Genomic DNA, 16,998 nt, shown 5'->3' on the forward strand with positions numbered 1-16,998 from the left:
GGTTGGCGGGCGTCGTTGTCGGAAAGATCAGGCGGTGCGGGCGACCCGCTCCAGGGCGCGGTCGGTGATCGAGCGGGGACCGCGGCCGATGGCCACGATGCCGGACTGCACGATCTCCCGGACACCGTAGGGCTCCAGCGCCGCGAGCAGGGCGCTGAGCTTGGCCGGACTGCCGATGGCCTCGATGGTCACGGTGTCCGGCACGACATCCACCACGTGGGCCCGGAACAGGTCGACCACCTCGAGCACCTGGGTGCGCATCGCGCCCTCGGCCCGGACCTTGATCAGGGCGAGCTCGCGCTGCACGGAGGCGGCGTCCTCGAGCTCGACGATCTTGATCACGTTGATCAGCTTGTTCAGCTGCTTGGTGACCTGCTCCAGGGACAGCGAGTCCACGTCGACCACGACGGTGATCCGGGAGATCTCCTCGTGCTCGGTCGGGCCCACCGCCAGGGAGTGGATGTTGAAGGATCGGCGGGCGAACAGTCCGGCGACGCGAGTGAGCACGCCGGGCTTGTTCTCCACCAGGACGGAGAGGGTGTGTCGGGTCATGGTGATCAGTCCTCACGGTCCCAGGCCGGGCTGATACCCCGGGCGTACTGGATGTCGTCGTTGCTGACGCCGGCGGCCACCATCGGCCACACCATCGCGTCGCGGGAGACGGTGAAGTCGACGACGACCGGCTGGTCGTCGATCTCCATCGCGCGCTTGATCGTCGCGTCCAGGTCGGCCGGCGACTCGCACCGCAGACCCACCGCGCCGTAGGCGTCCGCCAGCTTCACGAAGTCCGGGACCCGCCGGGTGCCGTGGCCGGTGTGCAGGTCGGTGTTCGAGTAGCGCTGGTCGTAGAACAGGGTCTGCCACTGCCGGACCATGCCCAGCGAGGAGTTGTTGATCACCGCCACCTTGATCGGGATGTCGTTGATCGTGCAGGTGGCCAGCTCCTGGTTGGTCATCTGGAAGCAGCCGTCGCCGTCGATCGCCCACACCGTGCGGTCCGGCTCGCCGACCTTGGCGCCCATCGCGGCCGGCACCGCGAAGCCCATCGTGCCCAGGCCGCCGGAGTTGATCCACGAGTTCGGGCGCTGGTAGCGGATGAACTGCGCGGCCCACATCTGGTGCTGGCCGACCCCGGAGACGAAGATCGACTCCGGCCCGGAGATCTCCCCGATCCGGCTGATCACCCGCTGCGGGGCCATCAGGCCGTCCGCGGTCTCGTCGTAGCCCAGCCCGAAGGTCTCCCGCCAGGAGTCCAGCTGGTGCCACCAGGCGGCCAGGTCCGGCTTGCCGTGCTGGGCGTGCGCGGCCTCCAGCTCGGGCAGCAGGTCGGCGATCACCTCGCGCAGATCGCCGACGATCGGCACGTCCGCGACCTTGTTCTTGCCGATCTCCGCCGGGTCGATGTCCGCGTGCACGATGGCCGCGTTCGGGGCGAAGGAGTCCAGCCGGCCGGTCACGCGGTCGTCGAACCGGGCGCCCAGGGCCACCACCAGGTCGGCCTTCTGCAGCGCGGCCACGGCGGCGACCGTGCCGTGCATGCCGGGCATGCCCAGGTGCTGCGGATGGGTGTCGGGCAGAGCGCCCCGGGCCATCAGGGTGGTGGTCACCGCCGCACCGGAGGCGTCGACCAGGCGGCGCAGCGCGTCGGCAGCACCGGCCCGGATGATCCCGCCACCGGCCAGGATCACCGGACGGCGGGCGGTGGCCAGCAGCCGGGCCGCCTCACGGATCTGCTTGGCGTGCGGCTTGGTCACCGGGTGGTAGCCGGGCAGGTCGAGCTGCTGCGGCCAGCTGAACGTGGTGTCCGCCTGCATCGCGGACTTGGCGATGTCCACCAGCACCGGACCGGGACGACCGGTGCTGGCGATGTGGAACGCCTCGGCGATGGTCCGCGGGATCTCCGCCGGGTCGGTGACCAGGAAGTTGTGCTTGGTCACCGGCAGCGTGATCCCGACGATGTCCGCCTCCTGGAAGGCGTCCGTCCCGATCAGCGGCGCTGCCACCTGCCCGGTGATCGCGACCAGCGGGATCGAGTCCATGTTCGCGTCGGCGATCGGGGTGACCAGGTTGGTCGCGCCCGGGCCCGAGGTGGCCATGCAGACGCCGACCTTGCCGGTGGCGTGCGCGTAGCCCTGCGCCGCGTGGCCGCCGCCCTGCTCGTGCCGGACCAGGATGTGCCGGATCCGGGTGGAGTCCATCAGCGGGTCGTAGGTCGGCAGGATCGCGCCACCCGGGATGCCGAAGACCACCTCGGCGCCGGCCTCCTCGAGCGAGCGGACGATCGACTGGGCACCGGTCACCTGCTCGGTGATCGTGTGCGGCGTGCTCGGGGACGGTGCGGCGGCGAGTCGCGACTCCGCGGAGCTGCCGGCAGCGGGGGCTGCCGGTCGGCGGGGCGGTGCCGGGTGGGGGCCCTGGACCATCAATCTCTCCTGGCGTCGGGGGGTGGAGCGGTGGATCGGGTGCTGCCGCCGGGGGTCCGTCGGCAACAAAAAACCCCCCGGATCCTCGGATGAGGACCGATCGAGGGGTGCGCGCTGACGAGACCTCGCGGGGCTTCAGCCAGCGCGCCCGGGAAGTACTACGAGGGAGATCGTCTGCATGTCCGGCACGTTACGCCCCTGCTCGACGGGTGTCACGCCGCGGGCCGAGCCGTCTCACATCGTGGTTCGCGGGTCCGTTTCATGGACGGACCGCGACACCCGAGCAGGTTCGACGACGCGTCCCCCGCGCGGGGGATACCGTCGGCGGATGGGAGCCCACCGTCGCATCTCCGCCCTCCGGATCCTGGCCGGCACGGCAGCGGCCATGACACTGCTGGCCGCGTGCGCCACGGGTGAGTCCGTGCCCGTGGCCTCGGATGCCTCCACCGCCCCGGTCCCCACGACCACGGCGACGGAGACCGCTGCCCCGAGCGCGTCGCCGACCGCCCCCGCCGAAGACTCCGCCGAGAGCGACGTCCCCTGGGACAGTCCCACCGACGGGGTCGCGGCCTCCGCGGACGCCGCGCTGACCGCCACCGATCTGCGGATCGGTTCGCAGCTCGGCTACGACCGGATCGTGGTCGAGTTCTCCGGCACCGGCACCCCCGGGTGGCTGTCCGCGCGCAGCGCCACGGCGGTCGAGGACCCCACCGGCCAGTCCGTCGACCTCGAGAGCGAGGGCTACCTGGCGGTCATCGCGTCCGGTCTCACCACGCCGCCGGACGGCGGGATCGACCCGGGCACGACCACGCCGGGCAACAGCGTCGTCACCGGCAGCGAGTTCACCGGGGTGTTCGAGGGCGAGGCCCAGATCTGGCTCGGCCTCGCCGACCCGGAGGCGCCCTACCGGGTGTTCACGCTGGAGAACCCGACCCGCCTGGTGATCGACGTCCAGCGCTCCATGGCCTGAGACCGAGGCCGGGTCACACGGCGCGGACGACCCGGGCCTCCCACGGACGCAGCACGGTCGGCTCCTCGCCGTCCCGCGGGTGCGTGCCGAGCACCAGCTCGCCCCAGCCGCCGTCGACCAGGGGCCAGTCGTCGCCCAGATCGACCGCGCGCGTCCCACCGGAGACGTTGACCACGACCAGCAGCGCGTCCTCGCCCAAGGAGCGGGTGAAGGCGTAGACCTGCTCGTCCTCGGGCAGCAGCATCCGGAAGTCGCCGAGCGCCACGGTCGGGTCCTCGTGCCGGAGCGCGATCAGCCGGCGGTAGTGGTGGAAGACCGAGTCGTCATCCGCCCGCTCGGCTGCGGCGTTGATCTCGACGTGGTTCGGGTTGACCGCCAGCCACGGGGTGCCGGTGGTGAAGCCCGCCTGCGGGCCGGCGTCCCACTGCACCGGGGTGCGCGCGTTGTCGCGGCTCATCCAGGCCAGACCGGCCAGCAGCTGCTCGTCGGTGGCCAGGCCCAGGGTGCGTGCCTCCGCGACGTGCCGGATCGACTCGATGTCCCGGTACTGGTCGAAGCGGTCGAAGTGGGCGTTGGTCATGCCCAGTTCCTCGCCCTGGTAGACGTAGGGCGTGCCGCGGTGCAGGTGCAGCAGGGTCGCGAGCGCCTTGGCCGACTCCCGGCGGAACATCCCGTCGTCGCCGAACCGGCTGACGACCCGCGGCTGGTCGTGGTTGTCCCAGTAGAGGCTGTTCCACCCCGCGTCCGCGAGCCCGGTCTGCCACCGCCCGAAGGTGGCCTTCAGGTCGGTCAGCCGCAGCGGTCGCGGGTCGAACTTCCCACCCGGCCCGTGGTCCAGCCCGACGTGCTCGAACTGGAAGACCATGTCCACCTCGGCTCGGGACGGGTCGGTGTACAGGAGCGCCTCGTCCAGCGTCACCCCGGGGGTCTCCCCCACCGTGAGCAGCTGCGCGTCACGTCCGGCGAACACCTCCCGGTGCATCTCCTGCAGGAACTCGTGCACCCGCGGACCGTCGGTGTAGTGCGGGCTGCCGTCGCCCCAGACCCCGGCCACCACCGCACCGTCCGGCAGGGTGGTGTCCTTGGAGATCAGGTTGATCACGTCCATCCGGAACCCGTCCACCCCCCGGTCCAGCCACCAGCGCATCATGGCGTAGACCGCCTGGCGGACCTCCGGGTTCTCCCAGTTCAGATCCGGCTGCTTCACGCTGAACAGGTGCAGGTAGTACTCGCCCGTGGCCGGGTCCGGCTCCCAGGATCCGCCGGAGAAGAACGAGTGCCAGTTGGTCGGCTCCGCACCCGGCTGGCCCAGCGCCATCCCGGCCCGCGGCGGACGCCACCAGTACCAGTCGCGCTTCGGATCGTCCGCGCCCGACCGGCTGGCGACGAACCACGGGTGCTCGTCGGAGGTGTGGTTCACCACCAGGTCCATCACCAGCTTGATCCCGCGCTCGTGCACCGCGGCGATCAGCTCGTCCAGGTCCGCCAGCGTGCCGAAGCTCGGGTCGACGTCCTGGTAATCGCTGATGTCGTAGCCGTTGTCGTCCTGCGGGGACCGGTAGATCGGCGACAGCCAGACCACGTCCACGCCCAGGGCGCTCAGATGGTCCAGGTGCTCGATGATCCCGCGCAGGTCCCCGACGCCGTCGCCGTTCGAGTCGGCGAAGGACCGGGGGTAGATCTGGTAGACGGTGGCGCGGGTCCACCAGGGGGCGTCGTCGACGGTGAAGGCCATGGTCACGAGCGTGCCACGGGTCCGGCGTCGCAGAAAGCCCTCAGATCAGCACCGCCCCCGTCGAGGCCGACTGCACCAGCTTCGCGTACTTGGCGAGCACTCCCCGGGTGTACTTCGGCGTCAGCGGCGCCCAGCCCTCCCGGCGCGCGGCCAGCTCCTCGGCGTCCACCAGCACGTCGATGGTCGCGTGCGCGACGTCCAGCCGGATCCGGTCGCCGTCCCGGACGAACGCGATCGGTCCGCCGTCCACCGCCTCGGGGGCGATGTGCCCGACGCACAGTCCGGTCGTGCCACCGGAGAACCGGCCGTCGGTGAGCAGCAGGACGTCCTTGCCCAGGCCGGCGCCCTTGATCGCACCGGTGATCGCGAGCATCTCCCGCATGCCCGGGCCGCCCTTCGGGCCCTCGTAGCGGATGACCACCACGTCCCCCGCGGTGATCGTGCCGTCCTCCAGCGCGTCCAGCGCGGCCCGCTCGCGCTCGAACACCCGGGCGGTGCCCTCGAACACGTCGGAGTCGAAGCCCGCGGACTTCACCACGGCGCCGTCGGGCGCGAGGCTGCCGGACAGGATGGTGATGCCGCCCGTGCGGTGGATCGGGTTGTCCAGGGCGCGCAGGATCTTGCCGTCCGGGTCCGGCGGGTCGATGTCGGCCAGGTTCTCCGCCACGGTCCTCCCGGTCACGGTCAGGCAGTCGCCGTGCAGCAGCCCCGCGTCGAGCAGCGCCTTCATCACCACCGGCACCCCGCCGATCCGGTCGACGTCGTTCATCACGTAGCGGCCGAACGGCTTGAGGTCGCCCAGGTGCGGGACCTTGGCGGCGACCCGCTTGAAGTCGTCGAGGGTGAGATCGACCTCGGCCTCGTGCGCGATCGCCAGCAGATGCAGCACCGCGTTCGTCGACCCGCCGAAGGCCATCACCACCGCGATGGCGTTCTCGAACGCCTCCTTGGTCATGATCTGCCGGGCGGTGATCCCCTGCCGGAGCAGCTCGACGACCGCCTCGCCGGACTTGTGCGCGAAGTGGTCCCGGCGGCGGTCGGCACTGGGCGGGGCGGCCGACCCGGGGACGGACATGCCCATCGCCTCGGCCACCGACGCCATGGTGTTCGCGGTGTACATCCCGCCGCAGGCACCCTCGCCCGGACAGATGGCCCGCTCGATCCGGTCCAGGTCGCCCTTGCTCATCAGGCCACGGGAACAGGCGCCGACCGCCTCGAAGGCGTCGATCAGCGTCACGTCCTTCTCGGTGCCGTCCTCCAGCTTCACCCAGCCGGGCATGATCGATCCGGCGTAGAGGAAGACGCTCGCCAGGTCCAGTCGTGCGGCGGCCATCAGCATGCCGGGCAGGGACTTGTCGCAGCCCGCCAGCAGCACCGAGCCGTCCAGCCGTTCGGCCGACATCACGGTCTCCACCGAGTCGGCGATGATGTCCCGGCTGACCAGGGAGAAGTGCATCCCCTCGTGGCCCATCGAGATGCCGTCGCTGACCGAGATCGTGCCGAACTCCAGCGGGTAGCCGCCGGCGGCGTGCACCCCGCCCTTGACCGCCTGCGCCAGGCGTTGCAGGGACAGGTTGCACGGCGTGATCTCGTTCCAGGAGGAGGCGACGCCGATCTGGGGCTTGACCCAGTCGTCGTCGCCCATGCCGACGGCACGGAGCATGCCCCGGGAGGCGGTGGCTTCGATGCCGTCGGTGACCTGGCGGGAACGCGGCTTGATGTCCGGCTGGTCGCTCATGGGCCGACTGTAGGCGCGTCGGCACTGTTCAGCGATGGGACCGGTCAGTACATCTCGTACCACTCGATGAACTCCGGCGGGTGGAACGGACCCACCGTCGGGGCGGCCCCCGGGCCGAAGTACGCGTCCGGGTCGTCCGGGTCGAAGTCCGCCAGGTCGTCCGGGGATTCCAGGCACGGGGAATCCGCGCCGATCTGCAGCCGAGACCACCCCGCGCCGGCGGCCGCCTCCTCGGTGTTGGCGATCACCGCCAGGTCGAAGCCGTCCTTGGACAGGTAGACATGCGGACGGGTGGAGGAATCGAGGCGATCCGACGTGACCGTCCACCCGTCGTCGATGAACGACTGCAGAATCGGCCAGACCAGGTCGATCGTGCCGTCAACCGAATCGATCGCGATCTCCCGATGCGCGTGCCACGCGATGTGCGGCGGGATCTCTTCGGCACTGGGCGAGAAGTAGTCGCCCCCACACTCCGCCCAGGAGTCATCACGACCGGCGTCATAGTTCAGCGAGAAGTCGATCTCCGGGAACACCGCACGAGCATGGCTGAGCACCGCATCCACCGTGGACGTCGTCAGGGTGTACGACACCCGGGCGTCGCTGTACCGGACCTCCTGACTCTCGGTGGGCACGCCCGGGTCACCACAGCCGACCAACAGCAACGCCGCCCCAACAGCCCACACACCACGACGCATCACGATCACCGCACAGCCGCCATCGGCGGCCTGAAGGCAGGGTCCGACATCGGGTAGTGCGTGGCTGTGGGAATCCCGTTGACCACGTCGTACGTCGGCGCGGTCCACAAGCTCACCTCACCACCGGTCATGACCTCGAGCATGTTGGTCCAGGCATCCGGTCGCCGCTCCTCTTCCGGATCGCCAAACACGCCGCTGTGCGAGTCGCCGCCCTGGACCACCGGACTGTTCGGGTCGTTGGCGTCCGCCCGTCCGGTCTCCAACTGGATGAATCCCGGCAGCGTGTCCGGATCGGCACCGTGCGGGGCGAGTATCCGGCCGGATCCGCCCTGCACCATGCCAATGATGTCGCCGGGCGCCGTCATCGTGTACCGCGGCGTGTCCGGTCGCGCGTAGTCGTTCACCGAGTCCACCCCGGGCCCGGCACCGGCCGACTCGATGTGCAGGATCCGGTCGGCGATCAAGCCCGCCACCTCGGCCCGGCCGACCACCGAACCACCGTAGGAGTGACCACCCACCGTGATGGTCGCCCCGGTGTCGGCCCGCACACCGTTCACGAAGGCGGCCAGCGTCGGTGCGATGTTCTTCGCGTAGGCCGAGTCCACCGCCTGGGCGAGGGCCTGCGGCATCCGCCCACCGAGGTAGGTGATCACCGCCAGGGTGTTCTGTTCGGCACCCGTGACGAAGTCCCACGCCCGGGAGAACTGCCCGGACATCGCGGGGAGGTTCGTCCCGGTCCCGCCGACCAGCACACCGATGCTCGGCGCATCCAGTCGACCGACCAGTTCCCCGAACACATTCGCCCCGGGATCGAAGGCCACCACGTGGTGGCCCCGCACCGTGGTCGGCATTCCGTCCGGCCCGATCGCGGGCGTCTCGCCGAACAACAGGTCCTCGCACCACGCGATCGAGGTCCGCCACCCGTCGATCAACGTCTGTTGCAGCGGCGCCGGTCCCGCCTCCTGTCCGGCCACCAGCTCGTCCATGGCCGCGAGCGCCTCCCTCGATTCGACCAGGTGCGCGCTGATCGCCACTCGGTTGGCCGCGATCCGGACGGCGAGCGGTGCACCGTCCAGGTTGTGCACCACCCCGGGATAGCAGCGGGCCAGCACGGTCAGTTCCGTCGCGGTCAGCTCCGCGCACGCCGCTACCACCGCGCCGATCCGCTGATCCGGGTCGCTGAGGGCCAGTGCGGCGTCCAGCGTGGGGAACCGCGCGGCGAACGTCGCCGAGGTGTCCGCCCGCATCAACCGGACCGCGATCTCCGGGTGCTCGGCGAGCAGGGCGTCGTAGTCCGCCGCCGACAGGTGCTCGACCAGCCATCGGGTGGCGGCATCGCCGTCCCCACCCTCCGGCAGACCTGCCAGCCAGAGCGCGAGTCCGTCGGGTCCTCGATCGAAGGCCGTGACGGGCAACGTCGACGTCAACGGCCCGGTGCGCTGCCAGGCTGACGGCATCCCCTGAGCGAGAGTCGAAGCGAGGTAACTGTCCGCGCTCTGGCGCTCCATGGCCAGCCAGGACACGACGCGAGAGGCGGTCTGGCGGTCTTCCTCGGCGATCTGCACGGCGGAATGCGCCGCCATCAGATCCAGCGTGTCGTGGTCGGGGTCCGCCAGCACCTGGGTCAGTCGTCGCTGCGCGCGCTGCAGCGCGCTGCCCGCCTCGGCGAGGCCCTCGATGGCGCGGTCGGCCCTGGTCGCGATGTCCCGCACCGCCCACAGATACGCGTTCACCGCCTCTGCCCCGGGCCGCGCCTGGTGTGCGAAGGTCCGGAGGTCCGCGACGACGCCCGACACGTCGGCCTGCCATTGGTCGGACGCCGCGCCGGACCAGGCCCCGGCCAGCTCCGCGGCGGCGCGCTCGATCTCGACGGCGTCGCAGGCCAGCGTGTCGAGGTACGGCGCGAGCCGGTGGATCAGCTCGTCCAACTCGTCGGTGTCCCCGCGTCCCGGTGCGCTCTCGTCCCAGTCCCTCACCGGGCCACCTGCACCCCGGTGACGGCGCCGCCGTGCGCCCGGGCCGCCGCGCGGTCCGCCTCGACGAGCAGCCCGGCCGCCTCCGCCGCTCGGTCGCCGGAGGAGGACACCCGTGCCGCGAGCGCGCCGGACGTCATCGCCACCCAGGACAACCACTGCTCCAGCGCGACGCGGGCTGTCGGCGACCCACCATGCGGACTCACCGCGCGCAGGTCCAGCACCAGCCGGTCCGCAGCCGTCGCGCAGCGTGCCCGCGCGCGCTCAGCGGCGTCCGTGGACACCTCCAACTCCGACATCCGCATCCCCATCGCCGGTCATATCGATGCGGGAGACAGTTCCCGATGGGGATGCTCAACGGAAGATCGACGACGCAGGTTGAGTGGAGATCCGGGCCGCTCAGGGCACGTTGCCGGGCGGTATGAGTGCCGAGATCAGCCCGCTGAGTAGGAACGCTCAGCGACGGATGCGGCTCACATCGCGGACAGCGCCCCGGTCGGCGCTGGTGGCCATCGCGGCGTAGGCCTGGAGCGCGGGCGAGACGTAGCGGTCCCGGTCCCTCGGCTGCCAGGGGTTCTCGCTGGCCTCCATCTTGGCGCGGCGCTCGGCGAGCACCTGGTCCGGGACGTTGATCCGGATCAGCCGGGTCTCGACGTCGATCTCGATCTCGTCGCCGTCCTCGATCAGGCCGATGGTGCCGCCCGCGGCCGCCTCGGGGCTGACGTGTCCGACCGAGATGCCGCTGGAGCCGCCGGAGAAGCGTCCGTCGGTGATCAGCGCGCAGACCTTGCCCAGGCCACGGCCTTTGATGAACGAGGTCGGGTAGAGCATCTCCTGCATGCCGGGACCACCGGCCGGGCCCTCGTAGCGGACGACCACCACGTGACCGGGCTCGACCAGCTTGGTGAGGATCTTCTCCACCGCCTCGTCCTGCGACTCGCAGACCAGGGCCCTCCCGACGAAGTGGAAGACGTCCGGGTCGATGCCCGCGGTCTTGAGGATCGCGCCGTCCTCGGCCAGGTTGCCGCGCAGCACGGCCAGGCCGCCCTCGACGGTGTAGGCGTGCTCGACGTCCCGGATGCAGCCACCCGCGCCGTCGGTGTCCAGGGACTCCCAGACGTTGGAGGTGGAGAACGCCTGGGTGGTGCGGACCCCGCCGGGCGCGGCGTGGAACAGCTGCTGTGCGCGCTCGGTGGCCTTGCCGCCGCGGATGTCCCAGTCGTCCAGCCAGGCGCGCAGGGTCGGGGTGTGCACGCTGGTCACGTCGTGGTCCAGCAGCCCGCCGCGGTCCAGCTCGCCGAGCAGCGCGGGGATGCCGCCCGCCCGGTGCACGTCCTCCATGTGGTAGTCCGGGTGGTTCGGCGCGACCTTGGCCAGGCAGGGCACCCGGCGGCTCAGCGCGTCGATGTCGGCCAGGGTGAAGTCGACCCCGGCCTCCTGCGCGGCGGCCAGGATGTGCAGCACCGTGTTGGTGGACCCGCCCATCGCCACGTCCAGCGCCATCGCGTTGCTGAACGCGGCCCGGGTGGCGATCCCGCGCGGGGCGGCGGTGTCGTCCTCGTCGTCGTAGTACCGGCGGGCCAGGTCGACGATGGTGCGCCCCGCCTCCAGGAACAGGTCACGACGGGCGGAGTGGGTGGCCAGGGTCGAGCCGTTGCCCGGCAGGGACAGGCCGAGCGCCTCGGTCAGGCAGTTCATCGAGTTGGCGGTGAACATGCCCGAACACGACCCGCAGGTCGGGCAGGCGTTCTCCTCGACGCTGGCCAGCGCCTGGTCGGAGACGTTGTCGTCCGCGGAGTAGTTGATCGCGTTGATCAGGTTCAGGGGGGTCTTCGCGACGCCGTCCGCGATCACCGCCTTGCCGGCCTCCATCGGGCCGCCGGAGACGAAGATGACCGGGATGTTCAGCCGCAGCGCCGCGTTGAGCATGCCCGGGGTGATCTTGTCGCAGTTGGAGATGCAGACCAGGGCGTCGGCGCAGTGCGCCTGCACCATGTACTCGACCGAGTCGGCGATCAGGTCCCGGCTGGGCAGCGAGTAGAGCATCCCGGCGTGGCCCATCGCGATGCCGTCGTCGACGGCGATGGTGTTGAACTCCTTGGCGACACCGCCCGCCTCCTGGATCGCGGAGGCCACCAGGTCGCCCATGTCCTTGAGGTGGACGTGCCCCGGGACGAACTGGGTGTAGGAGTTCGCGATCGCGATGATCGGCTTGCCGAAGTCCTCGGAGCCCATGCCGGTCGCACGCCAGAGCGCGCGGGCACCGGCCATGTTGCGGCCGTGGGTGGAGGTACGGGAGCGCAGCGGACGACTCATGGCGTCACGTTACGTCGCTGATCGACGTGCTGGTGACGGCGTCCGTCCAGTGATCGACCAGCGGGCGAGACGGTTCAGTCCCGGGCCTGCCAGGTGCAGACGCAGGCCTCGTTGCCCTCGGGGTCGGCGAGCACCCAGAACGCCGGGGCGCGCCGGCCGGACAGCAGGGTGCCGCCCGCCTCGATCGCGGCGGCGACCCGGGCCTCCGCCTGGTCGTGCGGCACGGTGACGTCCAGATGGATCCGGTTCCGCTGCGGCCGAGGCGCGTCCATCTGCTGGAACCAGTAGGCCGGTGACATCCCGGTGGGGTCGACCAGCGCGTCGTCCCCGTCGTCGACGTAGCCGAGCACCGCGCGCCAGAACGGCCGGACCAGCGGGATGTCGAGGGCGTCGATCGCCACCTCGTGCACGCTCAGGGTCTCCGGCGCCCCCTCGATCCCCATCCGGTCCGCGAGGTCGCTGATCGCCGCCGCCAGCCGGAGGTCACGCACGGTCAGCCCACCCGCGTCGTGGCTGGTCAGCACGATGCCGATCCGCCCCCAGGACAGCGTCAGCCCGGGGTGGTGCTGGTGCGCCTCGGCCAGCGCGGCGATCTCGGCCGCGAAGCTCGCCCCGGTGGCGTAGTCCGCAGGACGGAACGCGGCGCCGAGGGTGCGGAGCAGCACCCGCCAGTGCCGCGGGTCGGCGTGCCGGCTGGCGGTGGCGGAGTCGATGCGGTCGGTCATCGACCCAGGGTGCCAGCGGCCACCGACATCCGCTTGCGCTTGACGCGGCGTCAACGTGCACGCTGGTCCGGTCCGCACCACACAGAGAGGGAGCGAGCATGAACGTCGACGGCGGTCCGTGGACCACCGCGGAGGTGGTCCGGCTGTCCGGGGTGACCTCCCGGGCGCTGCGGCACTACGACGCGGTCGGACTGCTGCCACCGATGGGCACCGCGCCCGGCGGGCAACGGCTCTACGGACCCGCCGAGCTGCTGCGCCTGCAAGCCGTCCTGGTGCTGCGCGAGCTCGACGTGCCACTGGCCGACATCGCCGTCGCACTCGGGTCGGCCGCCGACCGGGCCGCGACTCTCCGCGAGCACCACGACCGGTTGCTTGCCGAGCGGGACCGACTGGACCGGCTCGCCCGCACCGTCGCCCGCACCCTCGACACCCTGGAGGAAGGGAGCACCATGTCCGCCGACGAGCTCTACGAGGGCTTCGACCACACCCGCTACGACCAGGAGGCCCGCGAGCGCTGGGGCGATCCGGTGGTCGACCGGAGCACGGCCCGCTGGGAGTCGATGACCGAGGACCAGCGACGCGCTCACCTGGCCGAGGGCGAGGCGGTGAGCCGCGAGCTGGCCGACCTGCTCGCGGCGGGTGTCCCGGCGCAGGACACGCGCACCCGGCCCGCGGTCGTCCGGCACCACCGGTGGGTCGGCCTGTTCTGGACCCCCGACCCGGAGGCCTACCGGAACCTGGGCGCGATGTACGCCGACGAACCGCGGTTCACCGCCACCTACGACGCGGTCGCCCCTGGCCTCGCGACCTATCTGCGCGACGCCGTGCACGCCCACGCCGATCAGGTCGCGACGCGATGAGGGCGTGACCGGAGCAGGCCTGCCGGCGACCGACAGCTCGCGCCCACGGGCCGCCCTGTCAAGGGGCCAGGGACCCACGGGCCGCCGGCCCCGGCGGGGGACGCTGGGCGTCGCGGGCCACCGGGGCCGACCGCCCCAGCGGCCCGCACGCTCCCGGAGCGCCGACCCGCTCGCGGGGAACGAACGTCGGGGCATCACCGGCTCATCGCCCGGGCCGGTGGTGCCCCGACCCCTCCCCGCTCGGGGCACGCCGCCCGGCCGCCGGACGGCGCCCAGTCCGGGTCGCCGGGGCCGGGTCCGCTGGCTACCGTGACCCCGATGACCTCCCTGCACTGGTTCCGCCGCGACCTGCGGCTCGGTGACAATCCCGCGCTGATGGCCGCCGCCGACTCCGGTGCGGTGCTGCCGGTCTTCGTGCTGGACCCCGCCCTGTGGTCGGCTGCTGGCGACCCCCGCCGCGCCTATCTGGTGCGCAGCCTGCGCGCGTTGGACGGGCAGCTCGACGGCCGCCTGCTGATCCGGCGCGGCCGTCCGCGGACCGTGCTGCCGCATCTGGTCCGGGAGGTCGAGGCCGAGGCGGTGCACGTCGCCGAGGACTGCGCCCCGGCCGGACGCCGCCGGGACGAGGCGGTCGAGGACGCACTGGGCGTCCCGTTGATCCGTACCGGATCGCCCTACGCCGTCACGCCGGGCCGGGTCCGCACCGGCGGCGGCGAGGGCTACAAGGTGTTCACCCCGTTCCGTCGTGCCTGGCAGGACCACGGCTGGCACTCCCCCGCACCCGATCATCGTGCCGCGCTCAGCAAGCTGGACCTGGTCGACGGCGGGCGCTCGGACGACCTGCCCGACGCCGATCCGCCGGAGGGGCTGACCCTGCCGGACGCCGGCGAGGAAGCGGCGCTGGACCGCTGGGCGGAGATGCTGGACGGCCCGCTCGCGCACTACGACACCGAGCGCGACCGGCCGGACCTGGACAGCACCTCGCGACTGTCGGTCCCCCTGAAGTGGGGCGAGATCCACCCGCGCACGATCCTGGCTGATCTGGCGCGACGCCGGTCGATCGCCGCCGACACCTTCCGCGGGCAGATCGCCTGGCGGGATTTCCACGCCGACGTCCTGTTCCACACCCCGTCGGCCCGGGACACCTCCCTGACCGCCGTGCTGCCGGACGACTCCTGGGCCGAGGGCGCCGAGGAGCGGGAGGCGCTGGCCGCCTGGACCGCCGGCCGGACCGGTTTCCCCCTGGTGGACGCCGGGATGCGCCAGCTGCTGGCGGAGGGCTGGATGCACAACCGGGTCCGGATGGTGGTGGCCTCGTTCCTGGTCAAGGACCTGCACGTGCGCTGGCAGCGCGGCGCCGAGCACTTCATGGCCTGGCTGATCGACGGCGACGTCCCGCAGAACCAGCTGAACTGGCAGTGGGTGGCGGGCACCGGACGAGACGCCTCTCCGTACTTCCGGGTGTTCAACCCGGTGCGTCAGGGACAGAAGTTCGACCCGGACGGGCAGTACGTGCGCCGCTGGGTGCCGGAGCTGCGCGACATCCCGGGCAAGGCCGTGCACGAGCCGTGGAAGCTGCCGCGTTCGGCCGCCCCGGACTACCCCGAACCGATGCTGGACCACGGAGCCGAGCGGGCCGCGACCCTGGAGGCGTACCAGGAGCACCGGCGCCGCTGACGCCCGGCCCTCAGTGCTGCGCGAGGTGTCCGAGGAGCGCGGCACGGGCCCGCGCCAGATGGTCCTCCACCGCCGTCGCCGCCGCCTCGGCGTCCCGGGCCGCGACGGCGTCCAGGATCCGGCGGTGCTCGGCGACGATCGCGTCCGGGGCGAGCAGCAGGTGGGCCTGGACCTGGGCCATGCACAACCGGGTCTCCGCGAGCAGCCCGCCGTGCAGTCTGGAGAGCCGTGGGGCGTCGAGGGCGTCGATCAGCGCGCGATGGAACGCGATGTCCGCCTCCACGAATCCGACCGTGTCACCCCGGCCCAGGGCCTCGCGCAGCACCGCGTCCGCCTGCTCGGCCGCGGCGGGGACCTCGGGCAGGGCGGCGACCTGCCGGAGCGCGGCGCTCTCGACGCAGGATCGGGTGAAGTACAGATCGGCGACGTCGCGGGCGTCGAGGACCGGGACCCGAGCACTGCGATGCGCTCCCCGGGTGAGCAGCCCCTCCGCCACCAGCCGCTCGATCGCGGTCTTCGCGGTGGGACGCGCGACGTCGTACTCCCGGGCGACATCCGTCTCGGTCACCGCGGCACCGCCCGGGAGGGAGGTGCCCAGGATGCGGACGCGCAGGGCGTCGACCAGGGCGTCGACCACCGTGCGCACCTCGAGATCCCGCGCCACCTGTCCCCGCCTTCCCCGCGTGTCCGGGTCGATCCTGCCACGTCGCAATCCCGGTCGGATGATTGACAGTCATGAACACTTGTCTGACACTCTTCCCATGCAGCTCCACGACGACGTCGAGCCCGCCGGCCGGCACCGCACGACCCCGCGCGTCCTGATCGCCAGCGACAAGTTCAAGGGCTCCCTCACCTCGGTCGAGGTCGCCACCGCGCTCTCCCTCGGCCTCGCCCGCGCCGGGATCACCACCGTGGACCGCATCCCGGTGGCCGACGGCGGGGACGGCAGCCTGGCGGCCGCCGTCGCGGCGGGCGGCCGCGAGGTCGACGTCACGGCCCGGGACGTGCGCGGTCACGCACGGCCGACCGCCGTCGCCCTGCTGCCCGACGGCCTCGCCGTCATCGAGGTCGCCCGGATCTGCGGCCTCGGCGACACCCGGCCCACCGGCACGGACGCGCTGACCGCGACCAGCGCCGGCGTCGGGGACGCGATCCGTGCCGCGCTCGACCTCGGTGCCGATTCCCTCGTGCTCGCCGTGGGCGGGACGGCGTCGAGCGACGGCGGCGCGGGCCTGGTCCAGGCGCTCGGCGGACGCCTCCTGGACCGGCACGGGCGCGAGCTGGGGCCGGGGGCGCAGGCACTGCTCGGACTGGCCTCGGTCGATCTGACCGACCTCGATCCCCGGCTGTCCGCCGCCCGGCTGGTCGTCGCCTCCGATGTGGACAACCCCTTGCTCGGCGGCCAGGGCGCCGCAGCGGTCTACGGCCCGCAGAAGGGCGCCGGCCCCGCCGAGGTCGCCCGGATCGATCAGGCCCTGCGTCGCTGGTCCGGCCTGGCCGCCGCACCCGCGCTCGCGGTCGAGCCGGGCGCCGGGGCGGGGGGCGGGATCGGCTTCGGCGCGCTGCTCCTCGGCGGCCTGATCACCTCCGGGGCCGAGTACTTCCTCGACCTGCTCCGCCTCGACGGACTCCTCCGGCACGCCGACCTGGTGATCACCGGGGAGGGGCGGCTCGATGCCCAGAGCCTGCGCGGCAAGGCCCCACTGGTGGTCGCCGACCGGGCCCGCGCCGCGGGCGTCCCGGTGCACGCCGTCGTCGGACGCTGCGACCTGCCGGAGGACCTCAGCCGCACCGCCGGACTCGCCTCGGTGCACGCCCTGGCCGACCTCGACCCGCGATGCGCCGACGACCCGGACCTCAGCCGGCGACTGCTGGCGGAGATCGGC

The 16,998-nt window shown here is 72.1% G+C and carries 14 protein-coding genes; 4 read left to right on the top strand and 10 right to left on the bottom strand.

Annotated elements, in window-relative coordinates:
• Positions 1 to 27: 27 nt before the first annotated feature.
• Positions 28 to 552, bottom strand: a complete 525-nt coding sequence (ilvN, locus tag OGL89_RS10595; RefSeq protein ID WP_263120051.1) for an acetolactate synthase small subunit — start codon at positions 550 to 552, stop codon at positions 28 to 30.
• A gap of 5 nt (positions 553 to 557) precedes the next feature.
• Positions 558 to 2,423 (bottom strand): acetolactate synthase large subunit, encoded by a 1,866-nt coding sequence (locus OGL89_RS10600; RefSeq protein WP_263120052.1) that lies wholly within the window; start codon positions 2,421 to 2,423, stop codon positions 558 to 560.
• Between the two features lie 328 nt (positions 2,424 to 2,751).
• Here OGL89_RS10600 and OGL89_RS10605 point away from each other — a divergent pair, with 328 nt between their 5' ends.
• Positions 2,752 to 3,393, top strand: coding sequence for a hypothetical protein (locus tag OGL89_RS10605; protein ID WP_263120053.1), 642 nt, complete (start codon positions 2,752 to 2,754; stop codon positions 3,391 to 3,393).
• A gap of 13 nt (positions 3,394 to 3,406) precedes the next feature.
• On the opposite strand, the gene OGL89_RS10610 is transcribed toward OGL89_RS10605, so the two are convergent.
• The 7 genes from OGL89_RS10610 to OGL89_RS10640 all read right to left on the bottom strand — a co-directional run bounded on the left by OGL89_RS10610 (position 3,407) and on the right by OGL89_RS10640 (position 12,575).
• Positions 3,407 to 5,128, bottom strand: coding sequence for an alpha-glucosidase (locus tag OGL89_RS10610; RefSeq protein WP_263120054.1), 1,722 nt, complete (start codon positions 5,126 to 5,128; stop codon positions 3,407 to 3,409).
• Between the two features lie 40 nt (positions 5,129 to 5,168).
• Positions 5,169 to 6,866 carry a dihydroxy-acid dehydratase gene (ilvD, locus tag OGL89_RS10615; RefSeq protein WP_263120055.1) on the bottom strand — a complete coding sequence of 566 codons (1,698 nt, stop codon included), beginning with the start codon at positions 6,864 to 6,866 and terminating at the stop codon, positions 5,169 to 5,171.
• Between the two features lie 44 nt (positions 6,867 to 6,910).
• A complete protein-coding gene (locus OGL89_RS10620) occupies positions 6,911 to 7,669 on the bottom strand; it encodes a hypothetical protein (protein ID WP_263120066.1) in 759 nt (252 codons plus the stop codon).
• Entirely contained in the window at positions 7,567 to 9,537 is a 1,971-nt protein-coding gene (locus OGL89_RS17195; protein ID WP_263120057.1) for an alpha/beta hydrolase family protein, read from the bottom strand. Before OGL89_RS17195 ends, OGL89_RS10620 begins: the two co-directional genes overlap by 103 nt.
• Positions 9,534 to 9,833 (bottom strand): hypothetical protein, encoded by a 300-nt coding sequence (locus tag OGL89_RS10630; RefSeq protein ID WP_263120058.1) that lies wholly within the window; start codon positions 9,831 to 9,833, stop codon positions 9,534 to 9,536. Before OGL89_RS10630 ends, OGL89_RS17195 begins: the two co-directional genes overlap by 4 nt.
• Positions 9,834 to 9,990: 157 nt before the next feature.
• Positions 9,991 to 11,850 (bottom strand): dihydroxy-acid dehydratase, encoded by a 1,860-nt coding sequence (gene ilvD / locus OGL89_RS10635; protein ID WP_263120059.1) that lies wholly within the window; start codon positions 11,848 to 11,850, stop codon positions 9,991 to 9,993.
• A gap of 74 nt (positions 11,851 to 11,924) precedes the next feature.
• Positions 11,925 to 12,575, bottom strand: coding sequence for a VOC family protein (locus tag OGL89_RS10640; protein ID WP_263120060.1), 651 nt, complete (start codon positions 12,573 to 12,575; stop codon positions 11,925 to 11,927).
• Between the two features lie 98 nt (positions 12,576 to 12,673).
• On the opposite strand from OGL89_RS10640, the gene OGL89_RS10645 reads away from it, so the two are divergent.
• Both OGL89_RS10645 and OGL89_RS10650 read left to right on the top strand, forming a co-directional pair.
• Positions 12,674 to 13,435: a MerR family transcriptional regulator gene (locus OGL89_RS10645; RefSeq protein WP_263120061.1), complete on the top strand. Its 762-nt coding sequence runs from the start codon at positions 12,674 to 12,676 to the stop codon at positions 13,433 to 13,435.
• A 318-nt stretch (positions 13,436 to 13,753) separates the two neighbouring features.
• Positions 13,754 to 15,112, top strand: coding sequence for a deoxyribodipyrimidine photo-lyase (locus OGL89_RS10650; protein ID WP_263120062.1), 1,359 nt, complete (start codon positions 13,754 to 13,756; stop codon positions 15,110 to 15,112).
• Between the two features lie 10 nt (positions 15,113 to 15,122).
• Here the strand turns inward: OGL89_RS10650 and OGL89_RS10655 are convergent, their stop codons facing one another.
• Positions 15,123 to 15,776 (bottom strand): GntR family transcriptional regulator, encoded by a 654-nt coding sequence (locus OGL89_RS10655; protein WP_263120063.1) that lies wholly within the window; start codon positions 15,774 to 15,776, stop codon positions 15,123 to 15,125.
• 97 nt (positions 15,777 to 15,873) lie between these two features.
• On the opposite strand from OGL89_RS10655, the gene OGL89_RS10660 reads away from it, so the two are divergent.
• Positions 15,874 to 16,998: glycerate kinase (locus OGL89_RS10660; protein ID WP_263120064.1), on the top strand; the 1,125-nt coding region annotated here is incomplete at its 3' end.

The organism is Cellulomonas sp. RIT-PI-Y (assembly GCF_025642745.1).
In the GTDB taxonomy this organism is placed as follows: Bacteria; Actinomycetota; Actinomycetes; order Actinomycetales; family Cellulomonadaceae; genus Cellulomonas.